At 57.5% G+C, this 18402-nt stretch carries 17 protein-coding genes; 13 read left to right on the top strand and 4 right to left on the bottom strand.

Going from position 1 to position 18402, the window contains the following annotated elements:
* The first annotated feature begins 3 nt into the window (after positions 1–3).
* The 5 genes from glcF to RUESEDTHA_RS17285 all read left to right on the top strand — a co-directional run bounded on the left by glcF (position 4) and on the right by RUESEDTHA_RS17285 (position 4468).
* Positions 4–1326 carry a glycolate oxidase subunit GlcF gene (gene glcF, locus RUESEDTHA_RS17305; RefSeq protein WP_180887931.1) on the top strand — a complete coding sequence of 441 codons (1323 nt, stop codon included), beginning with the start codon at positions 4–6 and terminating at the stop codon, positions 1324–1326.
* Between the two features lie 159 nt (positions 1327–1485).
* On the top strand, positions 1486–2235 hold the full coding sequence (locus tag RUESEDTHA_RS17300; RefSeq protein WP_180887930.1) for a serine protease: 750 nt from the start codon (positions 1486–1488) through the stop codon (positions 2233–2235).
* Positions 2232–3044, top strand: coding sequence for a serine protease (locus RUESEDTHA_RS17295; protein ID WP_180887929.1), 813 nt, complete (start codon positions 2232–2234; stop codon positions 3042–3044). The genes RUESEDTHA_RS17300 and RUESEDTHA_RS17295 overlap by 4 nt, the downstream gene beginning before the upstream one ends.
* Before the next feature lie 121 nt (positions 3045–3165).
* Complete coding sequence (locus RUESEDTHA_RS17290) at positions 3166–3633, top strand: Hsp20 family protein (protein WP_180887928.1); 468 nt, start codon at positions 3166–3168, stop codon at positions 3631–3633.
* A 202-nt stretch (positions 3634–3835) separates the two neighbouring features.
* Entirely contained in the window at positions 3836–4468 is a 633-nt protein-coding gene (locus RUESEDTHA_RS17285; protein WP_180887927.1) for a hypothetical protein, read from the top strand.
* 87 nt (positions 4469–4555) lie between these two features.
* Here the strand turns inward: RUESEDTHA_RS17285 and RUESEDTHA_RS17280 are convergent, their stop codons facing one another.
* Together RUESEDTHA_RS17280 and RUESEDTHA_RS17275 are read right to left on the bottom strand one after the other, a co-directional pair.
* Positions 4556–6739 carry an esterase-like activity of phytase family protein gene (locus tag RUESEDTHA_RS17280; RefSeq protein WP_180887926.1) on the bottom strand — a complete coding sequence of 728 codons (2184 nt, stop codon included), beginning with the start codon at positions 6737–6739 and terminating at the stop codon, positions 4556–4558.
* 123 nt (positions 6740–6862) lie between these two features.
* Entirely contained in the window at positions 6863–8338 is a 1476-nt protein-coding gene (locus tag RUESEDTHA_RS17275; RefSeq protein ID WP_180887925.1) for an NAD-dependent succinate-semialdehyde dehydrogenase, read from the bottom strand.
* 249 nt (positions 8339–8587) lie between these two features.
* Between RUESEDTHA_RS17275 and RUESEDTHA_RS17270 the strand changes: the two genes are divergently transcribed.
* The 8 genes from RUESEDTHA_RS17270 (at position 8588) to RUESEDTHA_RS17235 (ending at position 16260) form a co-directional block, all read left to right on the top strand.
* Entirely contained in the window at positions 8588–9667 is a 1080-nt protein-coding gene (locus RUESEDTHA_RS17270; RefSeq protein WP_180887924.1) for a hypothetical protein, read from the top strand.
* Between the two features lie 8 nt (positions 9668–9675).
* Complete coding sequence (locus RUESEDTHA_RS17265; RefSeq protein WP_180887923.1) at positions 9676–10170, top strand: DUF4279 domain-containing protein; 495 nt, start codon at positions 9676–9678, stop codon at positions 10168–10170.
* Positions 10170–11297 carry a hypothetical protein gene (locus tag RUESEDTHA_RS17260; protein WP_180887922.1) on the top strand — a complete coding sequence of 376 codons (1128 nt, stop codon included), beginning with the start codon at positions 10170–10172 and terminating at the stop codon, positions 11295–11297. The genes RUESEDTHA_RS17265 and RUESEDTHA_RS17260 overlap by 1 nt, the downstream gene beginning before the upstream one ends.
* Before the next feature lie 75 nt (positions 11298–11372).
* Complete coding sequence (locus RUESEDTHA_RS17255) at positions 11373–13304, top strand: ATP-binding protein (protein WP_180887921.1); 1932 nt, start codon at positions 11373–11375, stop codon at positions 13302–13304.
* A 154-nt stretch (positions 13305–13458) separates the two neighbouring features.
* On the top strand, positions 13459–13755 hold the full coding sequence (locus RUESEDTHA_RS17250) for a hypothetical protein (RefSeq protein WP_180887920.1): 297 nt from the start codon (positions 13459–13461) through the stop codon (positions 13753–13755).
* A 241-nt stretch (positions 13756–13996) separates the two neighbouring features.
* Entirely contained in the window at positions 13997–15334 is a 1338-nt protein-coding gene (locus RUESEDTHA_RS17245) for a DUF6638 family protein (protein ID WP_180887919.1), read from the top strand.
* On the top strand, positions 15335–15601 hold the full coding sequence (locus RUESEDTHA_RS17240; protein ID WP_171125914.1) for a hypothetical protein: 267 nt from the start codon (positions 15335–15337) through the stop codon (positions 15599–15601). It abuts the gene before it with no gap.
* Positions 15602–15612: 11 nt separating this feature from the next.
* Positions 15613–16260, top strand: a complete 648-nt coding sequence (locus tag RUESEDTHA_RS17235; protein WP_171125916.1) for a DUF1523 family protein — start codon at positions 15613–15615, stop codon at positions 16258–16260.
* A gap of 41 nt (positions 16261–16301) precedes the next feature.
* On the opposite strand, the gene RUESEDTHA_RS17230 is transcribed toward RUESEDTHA_RS17235, so the two are convergent.
* Both RUESEDTHA_RS17230 and RUESEDTHA_RS17225 read right to left on the bottom strand, forming a co-directional pair.
* Positions 16302–17396, bottom strand: a complete 1095-nt coding sequence (locus tag RUESEDTHA_RS17230; RefSeq protein WP_180887918.1) for a flagellar basal body P-ring protein FlgI — start codon at positions 17394–17396, stop codon at positions 16302–16304.
* The gene (locus RUESEDTHA_RS17225; protein WP_180887999.1) at positions 17393–18400 is read right to left on the bottom strand and encodes a flagellin; all 1008 of its coding nucleotides are present in this window, start codon (positions 18398–18400) and stop codon (positions 17393–17395) included. Before RUESEDTHA_RS17225 ends, RUESEDTHA_RS17230 begins: the two co-directional genes overlap by 4 nt.
* Positions 18401–18402: the final 2 nt, after the last annotated feature.

The raw sequence follows: 18402 nt of genomic DNA, 5'->3' as shown, positions 1-18402 counted from the left end.
AAAATGCAGACGACGTTTTCCGAAGAGCAACTACGTGATCCGGGCATCAAGCGTTCGAATGAAATCCTGCGCAATTGCGTGCACTGCGGGTTTTGCACTGCGACCTGTCCCACATATCAGGTTCTTGGGGATGAGTTGGACAGCCCGCGGGGACGCATTTACCTGATCAAGGACATGCTGGAGAACGAGCGTGTTCCGGATGAAAAAACCGTCAAGCATATTGACCGCTGCCTGTCCTGTCTGGCGTGCATGACAACCTGTCCCTCGGGCGTGCACTACATGCATCTGGTGGATCATGCCCGCGAGTATATCGAACAGAATTACAAACGGCCTTTGTCAGATCGTGTATTGCGCTGGGTTCTGGCGCAAATCCTGCCCTATCCGATGCGGTTCCGCTGGGCACTGATTGGTGCGAAACTCGGTCGGCCGTTCAAATTCCTGATGCCCGACGCGCGGTTGCGCGCAATGCTGGATATGGCGCCGAAACATATCCCGCCGGTGAGTCGTAACGATGATCCACAAAGCTTTGCGCCGAAAGGCGCGCGCAGAAAGCGCATCGCATTGATGACGGGTTGCGCGCAAAAGGCTCTGAATACGGACATCAACGATGCCACCATTCGTTTGTTGACCCGTATGGGCTGTGAAGTTGTCGTGGCCGAGGGGGCCGGGTGCTGTGGTGCCCTGACCCATCACATGGGCAAATCAGACGACAGCCATAAGGCCGCTGCCGCGAATATCCGCGCCTGGACAGCCGAGATGGACAGGGACGGGCTGGATGCGATTGTCATCAATACCTCTGGCTGCGGCACGACCGTCAAGGATTATGGCCACATGTTCCGAAACGATGCATTGGCCGAAGACGCGGCGCGGGTATCCTCGATCGCAATGGATATCAGTGAGCTGTTGGTGCAGCTTGAACTGCCGGAAGGCACCGGCAAAGATATGACGGTCGCCTATCATGCAGCATGTTCCCTGCAACACGGCCAAAAGATCAAGACGCACCCCAAAGATTTGCTCAAACGCGCGGGTTTCACCGTGGTCGAGCCTGCGGACAGCCATTTGTGCTGTGGCAGCGCGGGCACCTATAACTTGATGCAGCCTGAGATTTCTGGAAAACTCAAACAGCGCAAGGTCAGGACTCTTGAGGCGAAGAACCCTGATGTTATCGCCGCTGGCAACATTGGTTGCATGATGCAGATCGGTTCGGGCACCGACGTTCCGATCCTGCATACGGTGGAATTGCTGGACTGGGCAACCGGAGGTCCCGTGCCCCGAGCCATGCAACAGGATCGGAAGTTAGACCACGAGGTCCCGATCCTTAGATAGGTGTTGATGCGGTAACGCATCTCGGTTTCGGTCAGGAACCGCCTGTCATGTCAGCGCCCTATTTTCGCCTCACCCGGTGCGTAGAAAGATACGTAGATAGCAACGCCGGAGAACCGCTTGCGAAACTGGATCAAGGCTCTAGTGCTGGCATGTTTGCCTATGACCGCCAACGCACAGGATTCCAGACTAAAAAGTCTGGACACCACCGATGCGGGGCGTGCCTGGATGGCTGTGGGTCGCCTTGATATCGGTGGCGCAGGGTTTTGCACGGGCACGCTGATATCCCCGACCTTGGTTTTGACTGCGGCCCACTGCCTGTTCGACAAGGTCACAGGTCAACGTGTGGAACTGGCCCAGGTCGAGTTTTTGGCGGCTTGGCGGCTGGGGCGCGCGTCTGCATACCGCGCCGCACGCAGGGCCGTAATCCACCCTGACTACCAATACGGCGAAGAAGCATCTGCTGCGCGTATTGGCAGTGATATTGCGCTGATCGAGCTTTGGCAGCCAATTCGCAACACGACCGTCATTCCCTTTGAAACAGGAAACCGCCCGGCAAAAGGGGAAGAGGTTGGCGTTGTGTCTTATGCAAAAGACCGGGCCGAGGCGCCTTCGTTGCAAGAAGTGTGCTCGGTCATGACCCGCAAATCCGATGTGTTAGTCATGTCCTGCGATGTCGAGTTCGGATCGTCTGGCGCACCCGTCTTTTCCTTTGACGGGGATCGGCCCCGAATCGTGTCTGTTGTTGCGGCCAAGGCCGAATTCAACGGGCAGCGCGTGGCCGTTGGAACAGCGGTAGAAGAATCGCTGACCTTGTTGCAGGCTGAATTGTCGGCAGGGCGTGGGTTTATCGCCTCTACAAATTCTAACGGATCAGGCAGCAACGTGGGCGCCCGTTTTATCAAACCATGATCCAATTTCTTTTTTCTATCCTTTGCCTTCTTACGGTGGCTACCGCCGCGTCTGCCCAAAGTGCGAAGCGCACACTGAATGACCGTGACGATCTTTATGGTTGGGAAGCTGTCGGTCGGTTGGATATTGGTCAAGACGGGTTCTGCACAGGCACCTTGATCGCGCAGGACCTTGTGTTGACGGCGGCGCATTGCGCTCTGAACCGGGCAAGCGGGTCTCCTTATGAACCTGGTGAGGTTACCTTTCGCGCAGGTCTGAGCGATGGGAAGGCCCTGGCGGAACGCAAGGTTGTCCAGATCGCTGTGCATCCCGATTACGCTCGACATCCGAACCTCTCGGCTGAGGCGGTTCGGGTCGACGTCGCGCTGATGAAGCTAGAGCAGCCGATCCCATACTCGGTTGCAGATCCCTTTGCATTGCACAGTGGCCGGGTTGCTGGGAACGAGGTGAGCATCGCCTCATACGGGCGCGGTCGGTCCGAGGCGATCACCCGGGAACGCTCTTGCCGTATCCTCCAGCGTCGACAAGGCTTGATCACGTTCAACTGTGACATCACCTTCGGGTCGTCGGGATCGGCACTTTTGGCGCGAAACGGCCCGCGCTGGCAAATCCTCTCGGTCGTATCCGCAGTCGGGACAGATGGGCGTCAAAAAGTCGGGTTTGGCATGGAACTGTCTGGAATCGTGGCGGAATTGAAGTCGGCACTTCGCCGTGACGCCCCCCAACCCAAAGCTGCGATACGCCGTTTGCAGGTGGGTTCGGGCAAGTCCAGTTCAGGCGCTAAATTCATCAGCCCCGGCGGGGGTTGAACTCGGTCAAATCTCTACCCATGTGAACTGTATCGGGTCGCCACAAACGGGGCCTGATATCTCATCGCCCGTCCGAGTTGGAGGGCACATCATAAATCGCTCAGACTTGAGGATATGACACATGCGTAGTTTTGACTTTGCACCGCTGCACCGCGCCACCATTGGTTTCGACCAGATTGCCGACATGATGGATCGCGTTCTGACAAATGACGTGGCCCAGCCTAGCTATCCGCCTTACAACATTGAAAAAACCGACGCCGACGCGTATCGGATCTCCGTCGCTGTCGCCGGTTTTGCCGAGGCCGATTTGTCGGTTGAAGTGAAGGAAAACGCCCTGATCGTGGCTGGCAAGAAAGCCGCCGAAGAAAAGGATCGTTCCTACCTGCATCGCGGCATCGCCACCCGCGCTTTCGAACGCCGCTTTGCCTTGGCCGATCACGTGCGCGTCACTGGCGCAAGCCACGAAAACGGTATGCTGAACATCGACCTGAAACGCGAGGTGCCCGAAGCGCTGAAACCGCGCCGGATTCAGATTTCGTCCGGTCAGGCCATCGAAAAGGATGTGGTTGACGCCAAAGCCGTGAACTGAGGCCATCCAACCAAACAGCGATAATCGCGCCTCTCTCGATTATCGCACCATACGCCCCGCGTTCCTCCAGACGCGGGGCGTTGTTTTGGGCGGGGCTTCAACTTGGAATAAACCGCTGCGACCAAAGATACGTGTCGCTTGCACCCTTGTTTCCCTTCATCCGTGGTGCCAAGGTGGAAACACAGGCTATTCCGCGATTTTTATGTTTCGTTATTTCATCTCGACAGTGATTGTTCTTTGGCCGATCGCAACCAAGGCGGACGTTCTTCCTCCGGCCCTGAGCAGCGACTATTCCCATATGATTGCCACCGGTCCAACAACGAAAATCGGGCTTGTTCGAAACGGAAACTCTGCCGACAACACGCTTGGTGGAACACGTCTGGTGGACTCATTTCGGGGTGCAGGGGGAAATGACGTTCTGATTGGGTACGACTCGGTTGATACCTATACTTTTGAATTGGGCGACGGTGCAGATATCGTTGTCGATCACAGCGCTGACGGAAACAGGATCAAGTTCATTGATGTACCCGAAGGTGCGGTCCGGCGGTTCGAAACGCCCGGACGTGACGGAGAAACCGACCTATTGATTACCTATGGAAACAATGATGCGATCCGCATTGTCGGGTGGTCGGAGTTGTCCGAGAATACGAAATCAGGCTGGACCTTCGACCATGTCTTCCGCCCCAAGCAGGAACCAGTCAAGGGTCCGCCAAGCTCTTTGATGCTTATTTTAACGGACCCCATTTCAGCGCTAAAGCTGTTCTTGTTGCTTTTTCTAAGCTTTTTCCCGCTGGCCCGTGTTCTTTGGGTCCGGCGACAGAAATCGAAGGAATAGTGCCCAGAGCGGCCTGTCTGACAGCCAGTCTCTTCAACAAAGTAACCCTGCGCAACGACTGCGCAGGGTCACTTTTTAGGTTTTGGCTTAATTACCAGCCGTTACCGACCCGATCGACCAGAACATCGTCTCGCCCGAGGCATCGTCGACGCCGTCATTGTCGGTCACCACAAACGCCTCGCCCGAGGGCAGGATCGCCAGACCTTCGATCTTGTCCAGAACATAACCTCCGGTCGAGGTCAGATCAGGCAGCAGGTCGCGGACCTCTTGCTTGCTGACGACAGGCAGGGGGCCTTCCAAGGGGGCAGGCACCATCTCGGACAGCGGGATGCGGTAGATTTTCTTGGTCGCGGCGCGGTGGTCGTGCTGGTTGTCGCGTTCGATCACATAGACATGGTCCCCGAAGGCCACGATTTCCGACAGGCCGACCCAGCCGGTTTCCGGGTCTGCTTTGGGATAGTGGACCGCACCCCATTCCTGTGTCTCAAGATTGTAGGCCACCAGTTTTACGTGGTTTTCCGGATCGTCTTTCCATTCGCGCTGAACCGCCATCCACAGAGTGTCGCCAACCTTGGTGATGCCTTCGAAGCCAAAGCGTTTCTCGACCGCCAGCAACTCGGCAGGTAGGCCGATCTCGCCCTTGCGGTCCTTGATCTTGCCGTCGGCGCTGACGTGATAGATCGCGTGCGGGATAACACGGTCAGTGCGGCCTTCGGACGCGACGTAGAATCCGCCTTTGCCGTCCAGCGTGATGCCTTCAAGGTCCAGCTTTTGTGCCGGGTTGCCGTCTTGGCGGTGGATGCGGATCACGTCCACAATACGGGCGGGTTGCTGGCTGGGGTCAATCTTGAAGATTGAGGGCTGGAAGCCGTAAAAGCTGTCATTGACCGCATAGATCATGCCGTCCTCGTCGGCTACCAGACCGGACAGCGCACCCCATCCGATCAGCTCATCCGCGCCTTCCGACGTTAGATGCGGATAGGCGGCGGGGGCGTCCTGATATTCAAAAATGCTGACATGCGCACGCGGGCCGCCGTCCTCGATCAGGTCTTTTTCATTGGCCGAGATCAGCAGGTTGCGTTCCGGGATCGCCACATAGCCTTCCGGGCCAACGCCTGAGGGCAGCAGTTGTTTCAAAACCGGGTTCGCGGGGTCAGTGGCGTCATAGACCCCTACGACCGAGGCGCGTTCGGCCCCCACAAAGATCATCGGCGTACCGCCAAAGGTGGCTGCGGTCACGCTTTCTGGCTCAACTCCTTTGCTATCCGAGCGTTTGTCGGGGTAGTGGCCGATCTGAATGATGGCTTTCTCGAACTCGGTGCCGTTCTCATACACAACGGTGCCGTCCTTGTGGAAGATCGTCCAGCCGCGCGAGCCGCCTTCATAGTCGCCCTCATTGGCGGTGGCGAAATTATTGTCGTCGATCCATTTCACCGCGTCCGGTTCGCGCAAGCGGCCGGGCTGGTTTTCGGTAAAGATCAGCGCGCCGCGCTCATCAGTGGCGTCGATGCCTTCCAGATCAACCGCTCCGGCCGAGAAATGGCTGATCACGGTGCCGTCCCCGGCAACGACCGCGATGTGGTTGTTTTCCTGCAAGGTGACGACGGTTTCGCCAAGGCCGTTGATGTCAACGAATTCAGGCTCGGGATCGGTCGGCGCAACCTCCGCCAGTCCGGTCAGAGAGGCCATTCTCATGCCCGAACAATCTAGTGCGTCGTCTTTCAGCGGCACCAGTGCCAGCGACCCGGCGGGTAGCTGCGGGATGACGCCGTCATTCAGATCTTCGTCGCGTTCGTTCTCGATGGCGATGGCAACAAAGCTGCCATCCGGGGCAATGGCGACGCTGTCGGGCTGACCGCCTAGATCGCAAGCACCGGTTTCCGCCTTGCCCGAAATATCGACCGAGATCAGCTTGCCCGATGGGGCGGCGTAGCTTTCGGAGGTATTCACACCCACAAAAGCCGTTGCATCAATGATGCCCACGGATGTCGGCTCACCGCCCACCTCCATCGCACCCAAAGGCGCCGGGTTCGCCGGGTCAGTGATGTCGACCATGCCGATCACGCCCAGCGGGCTGTCGGTATAGACCAGCGTCATGCCATCTGCGGTGGCCGCGATGATCTCTGGCGAGGTCTCGCGGGTCGTGTCCGCGCCGTCGGCCATGTTTTTTACCACGGGGAAGGACGCAATTCGGTTGAAATTCATTTCTGCCATGGCCTGACCGGCGGTCAGGGCAAGGGCAGATGTCAGGCAGACAGCGCGCAACGACATCGGTTGATTTCCTCTCACTGTTGGATGACAGGGGGGATGAACCGGGATCGTTGCGGTGTTGTGACAGTTTGGCTTCACTTTTGTGACAAACGCGACCACCGTAGAAACGGTGGCCGAAAAAGATCAGACCGACATGCAGATGTATTTCATCTCAAGATAGTCCTCCATCCCGTGATGGCTGCCTTCGCGGCCCAGACCGGATTGCTTGACGCCGCCGAACGGCCCCAGCTCGGTCGAGATGATGCCCGTGTTCACGCCGACGATGCCATATTCCAGCGCCTCGGCCACTTTGTAGACACGGCTGAGATCCTTGGCATAGAAATAGGACGCCAGACCAAAGATCGTGTCATTGGCCATGGCAATCACGTCATCCTCGTCCTCGAACTTGAACAGCGGGGCCAGCGGGCCAAAGGTTTCTTCCTGCGCGACCTTCATGTCCTGCGTCACGCCGGTGACGATGGTGGGTTGAAAGAAAGTACCGCCCAGATCATGCGGCAGGCCACCGGTCACAACCTGCGCACCCTTTGCGGTGGCGTCCGCGATATGGTCCTGCACCTTGGCCACGGCTTTGCCATTGATCAGTGGCCCAGTGGTCACGCCATCTGACAGGCCATCCCCCACCGACAGGGCTTCGGTCGCGGCTTTCAGCTTTTCGGCAAAGGCATCATAGACACCGGCTTGTACATAGATTCGGTTGGCGCAGACACAGGTCTGACCGTTATTGCGGAACTTGCACATCATCGCGCCTTCGACGGCTGCATCAAGATCGGCGTCGTCAAACACGATGAACGGCGCATTACCACCCAGTTCCATCGAGCATTTCATGACCTGATCTGCCGCCTGCCGCAGCAGGATGCGCCCCACCTGGGTCGAGCCGGTAAAGGTCAGCTTGCGCACGCCGGGGTTTTCGCAGAATTCCTTGCCAATCTCGCTGGCATTGAGGGACGGCAAAACGTTGAACACACCCGCCGGGATGCCCGCCTGATCGGCCAGAACCGCCAGAGCCAGCGCAGACAGGGGTGTTTCCTCGGACGGACGAGCGACAAAGGCACAGCCCGCGGCCAGCGCAGGTGCAGCCTTGCGGGTGATCATCGCATTGGGGAAGTTCCACGGCGTGATCGAGGCCGCCACGCCAATTGGCTGTTTCAGCACTGTGATCCGCTTGTCGCGCTGATGGCCGGGAATCGTTTCGCCGTAAACCCGTTTCGCCTCTTCCCCGAAAAACTCGATGAACGATGCGCCATAGCCGATCTCTCCTATGGCTTCGGCAAGCGGTTTGCCTTGCTCGGCTGTCAGAATACGGCCCAGATCCTCGGCGTTTTCCATCATCAGGTCATACCAGCGGCGCAGGATCGCTGCGCGCTCTTTTCCGGTCAGTTTGGCCCATTCCTTTTGCGCGGCCTCGGCCTGTGCGATCGCCCCTGCCACCTGTGCACGGCTAAGGTCTGCAACTTCGGCCACCACATCACCGCGCGCGGGGTTGGTGACGGCAAAGTTGCCATTGTCGCCATCCACCCACTGCCCGCCAATATAGGCTTGGGTTGCCAGCAGATCAGGGTTCTTGAGGATGGATTTCAGGTCGGTCGTTGCGTCCAGCATGGGTCAGCCTCCGGCAGGAATTTAGGTCGTCGCACCCAAACAGGTGGTACGCTGAATGTCTATGTCCACTGCCCGGCGCAGATCAATCCAGATTTGATCAAAAACTTCGGCATCTGCTGCACTTGTCGCGCCTATCTTTTTCAGGTGGAGTTTGCCAAAGTTCCGGGGAATTTTGGACGCGAGGGGATGTAAATGGTCATAACATTCCCTATCTTATTGGGTAATTGAACAAAAAAGGGGATAGTGCAGATGTCGAACCATCAATTTGACGCATTGATCGAAGAGACGCAGGCGAAAGTGCGCGAAAGCCAGTCGCAGATCGAAGGGCTGACGTCGCGGATTGACGAAGCGCGAGCCAAGATCGGCACCGCCGAGGCCGATATCGACATCGAGAACGCCACGCTTGAGGACGTACACGCCCATACCGAGGTGATGAACGCAAATATCGCTGAGCTGATTATGGGGCTGGACGATGTGACAAATGCGTTTTCCAAGGATTTTGACGAGATGCGCTCGAAAACCGGATGGGAGTCGTTTGTCGGTGTCTTTGCCAAGGCTAAATCCGAGTCGATGCGGCAGGAGCGGATGCGCACCGCCAATATTGATGACAAGTTGCAGGATTTGATCGCCAAATCCGATGTGATCGTAAAGCTGCTGGAAGGGCAGCTATCCGTGCTGGAAGAACAGCGCGTCAAGGTTGAGGACAACCTGACCGGCACGCTGGACGACCGTGAGGCTACGGTGGCCGAACTGGAAGCCCTGCGCGCCGAGATTCAGGACATGGACCCGACGATCATCACGTTGGAGAACAAGATCAGCGTCGAACAGGACGCCGCCGCACGCACCCAGTTGGAGACTGAATTGGCCGAGCTGAACAAGCAATATAACGCCAAGGTTCAGGACGAGCAGGTCAAGCTGGCCAAGTCTCAGACGCTGGAGCGCTATATCGAAAAGGGTAAGACCTGGGTCGATTCACTCCAGAACCAAGCAGCGACGCAGATGGTGCTGATCAACAAACTGCAGACAGACACGCAACAGCGCGTGGTTCTGTATGACGCCCTGACCAAGTCGCTGAAAACCGCGCAGCAGCAGGACGTGGCTCACCGCATCAACGAGATCGGTGTGCAGACCGACCAAGAGGCGCAAACCGCCATGGCCGCCATCGGCACCGCGACCAACCAAAAAATGGCCGACATGCTTGAGGCGCATGAAGGCCACATGGTCTTTGCCCGCGACGTGTTGGAGAAAAAGGCTAAGGCGGATGAACGCTTTGCCCGTCGGTTCGCCTCGATTGTCGAGAAGCATGATAAGAATTTGTATGGTGGGTGACGCCACGGATGAGCGGACAAAAACAGAAATTTACGAGTCAGGATTTTGCTTTGAGTTCAACGCAGGACCGACAATATGCCTACTTTGCGGTGACGTCCAATGAGCCGATTTCAGATCACGTCAGCAGTATCCCGCTTGAACCGAGCAGATACTGGAATGTCGGGGAAATAGTTGTCCGAGGCGACCGTGAGTTTGCGCGACGTGGTTCAAGATGGGTAATTGAAAGCGGTTTGCCTGAATCTGAACCATTAGAGACCCATATTGAAGCCGTTATTGAGACCGTCACGCCGGTGTTAGTTCGCCTGCAGGAGCTACCGAAACACTGCATTCAATCTGTTGTATGTGTAGCCTTCTCGGTCCAGAGTTCAGGTTTTGTGCTGCCCCCGAAGCTCTTGGGGCAGATTTCCGATCTTGGTGTCAATTTGGAGTATGACTTCTACTCCAATATTGATCCACATGACGAGTTGGCGGAGTTGCGGTCACTTATCGCACGAGACAGATAATGATAGAGTCTAGCAATCCCACCCAGGACCATGTCGGTCTGACCGATACCTTCGCCTCGCGCCGCTATTTTCGCAAATTTGAGGTGATCACCGTCCACCTCCTGCGCGTGGCTGCGACGATGGAGGCGGAGGGCGCGATCTCAAAACAAGAGGTGCGGATCGTGTCGCGCTACCTCTCGGGGTTGCTCTACACGTTCCGCGCGCTTTCCATGAAATACCTGCTGGTCGGGCGTGATACGGGGCGGTTCTTTGGCAGCCTCGCCATGGACAAGCGCGACAGTGGGTTTCCTGTAGCGGCCGAGCTGCTGACCATGGCCAATGACGCGCAGCAGGCGCAGGTGCATCTGGCGAATATGCCCTCCGAGGACGATCTGAAAACCGACATGGTGCGGACGATTATTGGCGACCGGGAAATCCCAACCAAGCTGCAATTCGCGCTGTCTCAAAGGCTCTATTATGAGGAATTGCTGAAAGGTCAGCTGTTCTGGGCGCGCAATGATCCCGAATGCCATTGGATCGGGAATGAGGGCGAGCGGCGCAAGTTCCTGCTCCATTGGGCGGTCTATGACAGCCAGATCAACCTGCCGGTGATTTACCTGATGCAGTTGGAAGACAGCGGTCGGACAGCCCTGCCAAAAGACCAACGCCGCTGGCCTGAGGTACAGGCGCACCTGATGGCGCAGTCCTTGGGTGGCCTGAAATTGGTGACAATCGCCAAAGGCTTCGATCAGGATTTCGACGACCTGCACCCCAAACATCTGCGCCGCATCCACGTGGGGCCGATGTATTCTTCGGCCTATACCGAGCAATCCGGCCCCCTGCGGCAGGTGCTTGAGGATGCGCAGGCGCCCGAGGGTCAGGACTGGGCGCTGGCCTGGACCACCGAGGAACTGGAGAGCGAGGACGTAATCGAAGAGCGCACCGGATGGTTCTCGACCGTTGAGCGTGAGGTGTTTGCGCTGGACCCGTTCGGTGGGCAGGGGGCCGAGACCGGGGCCACGCGCACGCAGCGCTCGATCATCCTGCCTCAGCGCCCGTTTCAGGTGCTGGCCGAGCGCAACCCGCCGGGGTTCGCCGATGTGCGCAAGTTTGTCGTCAGCAAGAGCGGGCAGGTGTTGAGGTATTGAAGCGGGTGGCGGGCCGAAGCCCGCCTGACGGAGTTTGAGTTGGCCGGGCCTCAGCCCGGCATTGCGAGGAATAAGATGAGTTTGACGTCAGATCAGATGGAATTGCGCGAAGACGATATTCGCAAACATTATCCCGCAGCGACCGCCATGCTGAACGGGTTCGAACACGCGCCGCGGATTGCGAAACCAGTTGATATGGCGGTCGAGCGGTCCTCGGGCGTGTCGACGGGGCGGCGTTTCCGGTCGACCACGCCGGGGCTGGTGACACGGCGCACCGCGCGCGCGGACGGAGTGCATCTGGTTGAACGGATCGAAGCCTCGGACGAGGGCGACACGCTGGTCTCGCCCCCTCAGGCCACCACGCAGCAGGCCATTCGGCGCGCCATCGCCATCGCTCTGGCCGTGGCAGAGACTTATGCCGAGCAGACTCCGTTGGCTGATCTGAAACGGGCCAATTTGGCGGGCGACCTGCCCGCTGCCCGCAAGACCGAGTTTTCCGAATTGTTGACGGCTGAAGCGTTGATCACATCGCATACCTTCGGGAATGCGCTGGCCTATTTGATGTCCTCGCATCTGGGCGAGACCAGTGTCGATATCGGCGAAATCGAGGAAGTTCTGACCGACAACGGACAACTTGCCCTGCACGGCGCGCTGTGGGAGTTGGACCAAACCTTTGCCAAACACGCCCCGGACGACGCGCATCTGATCGCCGCCATCAGCGCCTATGCCGAGCAGCTGATGGACAAGGTCGCCCTGCGTGCAGGGTCCGCTGGCCATCTGGCTCCGTTCCAGAACGCGGCCTGGCATATCGAGGCTGACGACCTGACGATCCGGGGGTTCGAACCCGCCTCGAAGGCGAAATCCACTACGCTGACCATGTCGTTCAAGAAGCCGAACGAAGTGGTGGGCAACCATATCGCCAAGTATCAGGCCATGAAGCTGGCCAAGATGCTGATGGCCTATGATTTCGACCGGCGCCTGAACCCGTTTGCGGAACTTGGCGGGTTCATCTTTACCTTCATGGGCGACGGTAAACCGGGCACCGGCAAGACCACCCTTATTCAGATGATGGCCGGGCTGATCAACGACTATTGCCAGAACGCGGGCTATCCGTTCCGCTATCAGAACCTGAGCACCGACAATATCGACAGCTATCAGGGTAAATCCGGCCAGAACGCCAAGGCGTTTATTAACACGATTGTCGACCCCTCGGTCATTGGATTCGGCACCATCGACGATATTGACCAACTGGCGGGTAAACGTGGCGACCGGCAGTCCAGCGCAGGCCAATTGGAAATCACCGCTGTGCTGATGGAGAGCTTTGCGGGCGCCAACACCGTCGTGCGTGGCAACTGCACCTTTGGCATGTTCTCGAACTACCCCGAGAATGTGGACGACGCTCTGCGCCAGCGGGCAGGCGCGCGGTTCCTGGTGGATGGGCCGCAGACGCGCGAGGACTATATCGACATCCTGCATCTGCTGATGGGCCGTAATCACGACATCCCGCTGGGCGAGCACGACGCCTATGCTGCGCAGGAAATCAAAAAGGCCGTCGCCGCCAGTTTCGAAAGCCACGCCCGCCCGCATGAGGATGCGCTTCTGCAGGTCTATGATCGGGTTTCGGGTCAGATCGGCCAGATGGACACGATCGCCAAGCTGGGCACCTACCTCAAGGCGATTCAGCAGGCGGATGAGCGTTTCACCGGCCGCGCGATCAAGAACATCACCGACGCGGTCAAAGTCCGTGCGATGGATTTCGAACTGCCCGACGAGTGGATGGAAAATCCCGACCTGTTCCTGTTCCGCGACTACGACACCAAGAAGGCCATGATCGAAGACCTGCGCCAGCCGATCACGGTTGAGATGGTGATGCAAGAGATCAACCGCTACGCCGACAGCGAGTTCCGCTATGCCGACAAGAGCGATGAGGTCGCTATCGAGAACGCGGTGCGTGAGATGGGCCGGATGGAAGAGGCCAAGCGACGCTATCTGGAGGGGAAGGGATGATGGGCAGGTTTCACCCATCTTCAAGAGAGTGGAAACAGTTGATTGACCTGCCTTCACATTTCCTTGTTCGGGCGTTGTTCAGGTTCGTGCTCGCGATGATTTTGACCGGAGGTGCGTATACAACAACGCATCGTCGGAAAAAGGAAGCAATGACATGACTTTAATGCTTGCAATCTCTGGTCTGGCCCTTGTTCTTGGCCTGATCCTGCCCTTGCGCTGGGGCGTCTTCGGGTTTCTGGGTGCCGTGGCGGTTTTGTTTCTGACTCAGTTCGGCGTGAACACAGGCGGCGGGTTCGAGAGCACCACGTGGGAGGAAACGCTGATCCTGTTTGAAGGGAGCGTGGTGTCTTACATCGGGTTCAACCTGCAGATTACCGCGCGGGCGTTTGCATTGCCGCTGTTGGTGTTGGCGGTTGTGGTTGTTGGTCGTCTTAACAGAATGGCGAGGTGATTAACTTGAGATTGATCATCTCAGCAGCCTTATTTGCAGCCCTTTTGGCTGTATTCATGACAGTCACAATTTGTGGTTGGCAAGGGCAACTGCCTGAGGACTTCGATATCATTCGCACGCGTGGCGCTACCGATTCACCGCGCGAAGTCTTCTTTAGCTTCTTAATGCTGGGGTGCATGTTGGGCGCAATCTTAACATCTCTGCTTGTTGTTTGGCGGTGGGTATCGAAAAGGCAAATCTCATGATCCGCCTCATCGAAAAAGGCCTGATGTTCGGCAACCTCGTCCACATCTCTAGCCCGGCTCTGGTCGAGCGGTATAATCGCGCATTGCAGCATCTGGCGGGCAAGACTACGGCGCTGACGGATTTTCATGTCGATATCTCGGGCTATTCGCCGGAGGTGGGGATTGAGTTGGAGGACGAGCTCTACCTCAACCCCAACGGGGTCAATCGGCAGTTCATCCTGCTGACAACCGAACAGAAACGCGCTCCTTTGCTGAACGTCAAATTCTCGACCTCGCGCGATATCCTGCGTGAATTCATCGAGATGAACGAGGCGCAGCTTTTTGCCCTGACCGCCACGGATGCCGTGGCCGGAGAGTTGGTGAACTCTGTCTTTGAACTCACCACGCCTGCTGATCTGCTGAGCCTGCGCAGGATCGAGGTTGAGGCAGATACGGTCGGGGGCACCCTGCGCAAGGCTGAACAGTTGGCCGGTATGGTCGAGCGTTTCAAGTCCGAGGAAGACGCATGGTTTGACGATGTCCTGATCGCACAGATGATCGAAACCGCACGGGACACCGGTGATGTGACCCGCAACCCGGTGCGCCTGCGCCACACGGCTTTTGATCAGCGCAATTTCTGGACGGCACATTTCGGCGGGCTGTATCTGTTTGCGGATGTGGATCATCCGGCGACGGTTTATATGGGCGACAGGCCGGATGGGTTGCCGATGGAGTATTTGCTGCATCAATCGCAACGCAACGGGATCGCGCAGTTTCTGGAAAACAACGCGTTGGTCGAAACGATCATCGAGGCTCGTGGGTTGAACTCGGCCGCTATTTTGCAACAGAAGATGGATTTCTTAACGATCGCTGCGGCGGCAGATGCCGGTGTCGATCTGACTGGGCTGGACCGCGGCGATATGCGGCGTCTGGCGCGCAACCACTCGGATCGCTTGCCTGAGGCGTATCATGGCCTTGCTGAATTGTTGCGCTGGGCGACGGATGGCGGGCCCTGGCCGCGCATCACCTCGGATCATCCGGCCTATTTCTACACGCTTCGCGCTTCGGATACGCCCAACCGCGATCTTGTGAACATGCTGCTGGCTGAACTGGCCCCGCTGGACCCGCGCCAGTTGTTCATCTGCCATAAGGAACTGTTCTACAGCACCTACAAAACCTGGCCCGAAACCAAGAAAGCCTTTGTTGCCGACTTCCTCGCGCGCGAGTATCAGGTGGACAAAGCCGGTGCGCGCGCGGCTCTGTTCGGTCACGAACCGGATATGAGCGGCGAGGACCGGGTGAGCGATGATATCATCGCTCGCGTTGGCCCCTGGGGCGCAGTAGGAAGAGGTTGAATGTTCGTCGCTCTGCGATTTCTGATCCCTTTGCTGATCATTCTGACGGTGATCTATTTTGTTCTGTCGCTTTATTCCCGCTGGGTCCGACGCGGCAAATTGATTGCGCATTGGGAAAAGAAGGGAATTACCGGTGATCGTGAAGCCTTTTTGAAGCGAGGCATGAGGCAATATGACAGGTCTTTCCGCAAGAAACTGCTACTGGGTGTCTATGTCGTCCCGCTTGGGGCGATCGCCCTGTTGTTATATATTACAAATTTCATGTGAGGGCCGGACAGATGGTCTATGTTAAATGGGCGTTTATCATACTCTTTTGGGGGTCTGTTGCGGCAGTACTGGAGTATACTTTGCCGCAACAGGACGTTGTCCGGGTCGTCAAGACCGAGGTGCGCCGGGTCGATTTTGGCGAGAATTCGATTTTCTGGGCGCAGCAGGATACTGGTCAGGAAGGCGCGCAGACTGTCAACCGTGATGTGCGGTTCGTTGAAACGTTCCGCCCCAACGGAACCCCGCGCGTTTACCGCAACGAGGATACAGGGTGGGGATGGCCGCCATATTTTAAGCTCGACAGCTCTAACCTGCAGGCGGAGTTGACCAATCTGGTTTCAACGGCAGCAGATCCGCAATGGGTGGTGTTGCGCCACTATGGCTGGCGCAATCAGCTTATGTCGATCTTTCCCAATGTGGTGTCGGTACGCCCGGTAGACAGTCCGGATGTGCGGTTGATCCCGTGGTTCAATATCATTTTCCTGACAGTATTCTTTTCGATACTCTGGGCAATTTGGGTGCGGTGGCGCAGGTTTCGGCAACGCCGTATCGACCCGATGCTTGAGAATGTGGAAGATGGGTTTTATGCCGCTGGCGACGCGATCGAAGAAAAGAGCAGCAGCTTCAGGAAATGGCTGGATACTTGGAAATCGAAATAGGGGTCGCTGGGACGCGGTGACCCTGGCCGTGTCTGGTAAACTCAACGGACGACGAATTCCGCATGCAGGGCACCCGTGGCCTTGATCGTTTTCAAGATGTCTATCATGTCCCGCGGGGACACCCCAAGTGCGTTCAGCCCTGCCACAACCTCGGATAGGGTTGTGGCTTCGGGTATCTCTGCCAGGCCGGTGCCTTCGTCTTCTTCGATGCCGGCGATGGTCCGGGGGACCACCACGGTTTCGCCGCGTGCGAACGGGTTGGGCTGAACGGCGATCGGGGCCTCTTCTACAGTAAGGGTCAGGTTGCCTTGCGAGACCGCGACCCGGGAAATCCTTACCTCTTGTCCCATGACAATCGTTCCCGAACGTTGGTCAACCACAACCCGCGCCTTGGCCTCTGGTTGCACGAGGATGTTCTCGATCCGACCCAGAGCATGTGCCGTAGAAACGGACTGCGTGGCAGTGATGTTCAACTCGACTGTACCGGAATCGCGCATGATGGCGACGGGGCGGTTGAATTCCCTGTTTATTGCCGTTTCGATCCGTCCCGCCGTCGTAAAATCAGGTTCCCGTAGGGCCAGCCGCATCTGCGTCAGGGACGAAAGCTCAAAGTCAATTTCCCGCTCGACCCGCGCGCCTGATGGTATCACGCCCGAAGTCGGAACACCCCGGACTACCGATGCGGCTTCGCCTTCGGCTACAGCGCCCCCGGCCAGAACCGTCCCCTGGGCAACGGCGTAAATCTGACCATCTGCGGCGTTCAGAGGCGTCATGATCAGCGTCCCACCCAACAGACTCTTGGAGTCGCCAATTGCTGAAACGGTGACGTCGATCTGGCCGCCAACCCGGGCAAAAGCGGGCAGGCTGGCAGTCACCAAAACGGCCGCCACGTTCTTGGGGCGAAAATCCTCACCCGTGACATTAACGCCGAGGCGCTCAAGAATGTTCGACATAATCTCTTCGGTGAAAGGGGAATTTCTGAGCCCGTCCCCGGTTCCATTCAGGCCCACGACCAGCCCGTACCCGACCAGATCATTGCCACGTACACCATCGAAATCTACCAAATCCTTGAGGCGGATCGCGCCCGCGAACGACATGCCGGGCAAAAGGACCAACAGAAAAACAAGCGTCTTCATCTCAGGAAATTCACCAGCGACAGGTTCGCGTTGCGAACGGTTACAGAATACAGGCTCTCCAATTGAAACTGGACAGTCTGCAATTGCGCGGCGGTCTGATATGGATCTGCTGCGATCAGTTCATTGCGACTGTATTCCAACGAGGTACGCGCTGCGCTGTTGCGCGTTGACGCCTGTTCAACCCGCGCCTGCGCCGCACCCAACTGGGCGCGCAGGTTAATCGTGTCGTTCTGGGTATTTGCCAGATCGACGCCTAACTGGGTGAACAAAGCCGTGCGCTGTGCTCGCGGCAGGGCCAGCGCGCTGTCAGATACAACCGCCGCGACAGCAATATCGCGTAAGGCCGCCTTGATGGCTGGATCAATCGCGGTGATAGGGATGGTGACGCTTTCATTCTCGGAAATTTGCATGGGGACAAGCGTGCTGGCGGACCCCTGATAAATGACCGCGTCGAACCCGGCGGCATCGTTGAACCAGTCTTCGGCTGCTTGGCGTATATCCGTGACTGTCGCTAACCCGGTCAATTCCGTCTTTAACGCAGATAAAAGTGCGTCTGCTGACAGCAGCGGAGAAACGTCAGTCGCCGTCCCGGAAAACAGGCTGCGCCCACCGGCCCGAGTATTCAGCGCGGAAATGACCGTATCCAACTCGTTCTTGGCTTGAACAGATGCGTTTTCATGCGTCACGGCCTGATTGGAGGTGCCAAAAGACAAGAGCGCGCCCGTGATTTCGCCCACAGATTGATCAATGGTTGTCAGGCTTTGTTGCATCGCGTCCGTGAATAGAACAGCCTCGGCAGTTGAGACCCGAAACGCATTCAGCCTTGCCAAGTTGCGATCCAAATCCAGAAGGTGCGAGTAATCTCCGTCGAGCCGCCCAGACACATCCTGAACCTTGCCTGTAGACATTTCGTAAGACAGGGTTTCGATCTGGCTTTTGATATCTGTGGCGCGGGATTTGAGTGTCAGCCCCCGGGCATGATCACCGATAGACGTCAAGTTCATCA

Origin of the sequence: Ruegeria sp. THAF57, from assembly GCF_903914075.1 — a bacterium.
Classification (GTDB): domain Bacteria; phylum Pseudomonadota; class Alphaproteobacteria; order Rhodobacterales; family Rhodobacteraceae; genus Ruegeria.
The sequence above is the reverse complement of the archived record's forward strand: the minus strand, read 5'-3'. Positions and strand labels throughout refer to the sequence as shown.

What these genes read in the sequence shown, in the direction of transcription:
- glcF (WP_180887931.1), top strand. Translation starts at nt 4, where the DNA reads ATGCAGACGACGTTTTCCGAAGAGCAACTACGTGATCCGGGCATCAAG.
- RUESEDTHA_RS17300 (WP_180887930.1), top strand. Translation starts at nt 1,486, where the DNA reads ATGACCGCCAACGCACAGGATTCCAGACTAAAAAGTCTGGACACCACC.
- RUESEDTHA_RS17295 (WP_180887929.1), top strand. Translation starts at nt 2,232, where the DNA reads ATGATCCAATTTCTTTTTTCTATCCTTTGCCTTCTTACGGTGGCTACC.
- RUESEDTHA_RS17290 (WP_180887928.1), top strand. Translation starts at nt 3,166, where the DNA reads ATGCGTAGTTTTGACTTTGCACCGCTGCACCGCGCCACCATTGGTTTC.
- RUESEDTHA_RS17285 (WP_180887927.1), top strand. Translation starts at nt 3,836, where the DNA reads ATGTTTCGTTATTTCATCTCGACAGTGATTGTTCTTTGGCCGATCGCA.
- RUESEDTHA_RS17280 (WP_180887926.1), bottom strand. Translation starts at nt 6,739, where the DNA reads ATGTCGTTGCGCGCTGTCTGCCTGACATCTGCCCTTGCCCTGACCGCC.
- RUESEDTHA_RS17275 (WP_180887925.1), bottom strand. Translation starts at nt 8,338, where the DNA reads ATGCTGGACGCAACGACCGACCTGAAATCCATCCTCAAGAACCCTGAT.
- RUESEDTHA_RS17270 (WP_180887924.1), top strand. Translation starts at nt 8,588, where the DNA reads ATGTCGAACCATCAATTTGACGCATTGATCGAAGAGACGCAGGCGAAA.
- RUESEDTHA_RS17265 (WP_180887923.1), top strand. Translation starts at nt 9,676, where the DNA reads ATGAGCGGACAAAAACAGAAATTTACGAGTCAGGATTTTGCTTTGAGT.
- RUESEDTHA_RS17260 (WP_180887922.1), top strand. Translation starts at nt 10,170, where the DNA reads ATGATAGAGTCTAGCAATCCCACCCAGGACCATGTCGGTCTGACCGAT.
- RUESEDTHA_RS17255 (WP_180887921.1), top strand. Translation starts at nt 11,373, where the DNA reads ATGAGTTTGACGTCAGATCAGATGGAATTGCGCGAAGACGATATTCGC.
- RUESEDTHA_RS17250 (WP_180887920.1), top strand. Translation starts at nt 13,459, where the DNA reads ATGACTTTAATGCTTGCAATCTCTGGTCTGGCCCTTGTTCTTGGCCTG.
- RUESEDTHA_RS17245 (WP_180887919.1), top strand. Translation starts at nt 13,997, where the DNA reads ATGATCCGCCTCATCGAAAAAGGCCTGATGTTCGGCAACCTCGTCCAC.
- RUESEDTHA_RS17240 (WP_171125914.1), top strand. Translation starts at nt 15,335, where the DNA reads ATGTTCGTCGCTCTGCGATTTCTGATCCCTTTGCTGATCATTCTGACG.
- RUESEDTHA_RS17235 (WP_171125916.1), top strand. Translation starts at nt 15,613, where the DNA reads ATGGTCTATGTTAAATGGGCGTTTATCATACTCTTTTGGGGGTCTGTT.
- RUESEDTHA_RS17230 (WP_180887918.1), bottom strand. Translation starts at nt 17,396, where the DNA reads ATGAAGACGCTTGTTTTTCTGTTGGTCCTTTTGCCCGGCATGTCGTTC.
- RUESEDTHA_RS17225 (WP_180887999.1), bottom strand. Translation starts at nt 18,400, where the DNA reads ATGAACTTGACGTCTATCGGTGATCATGCCCGGGGGCTGACACTCAAA.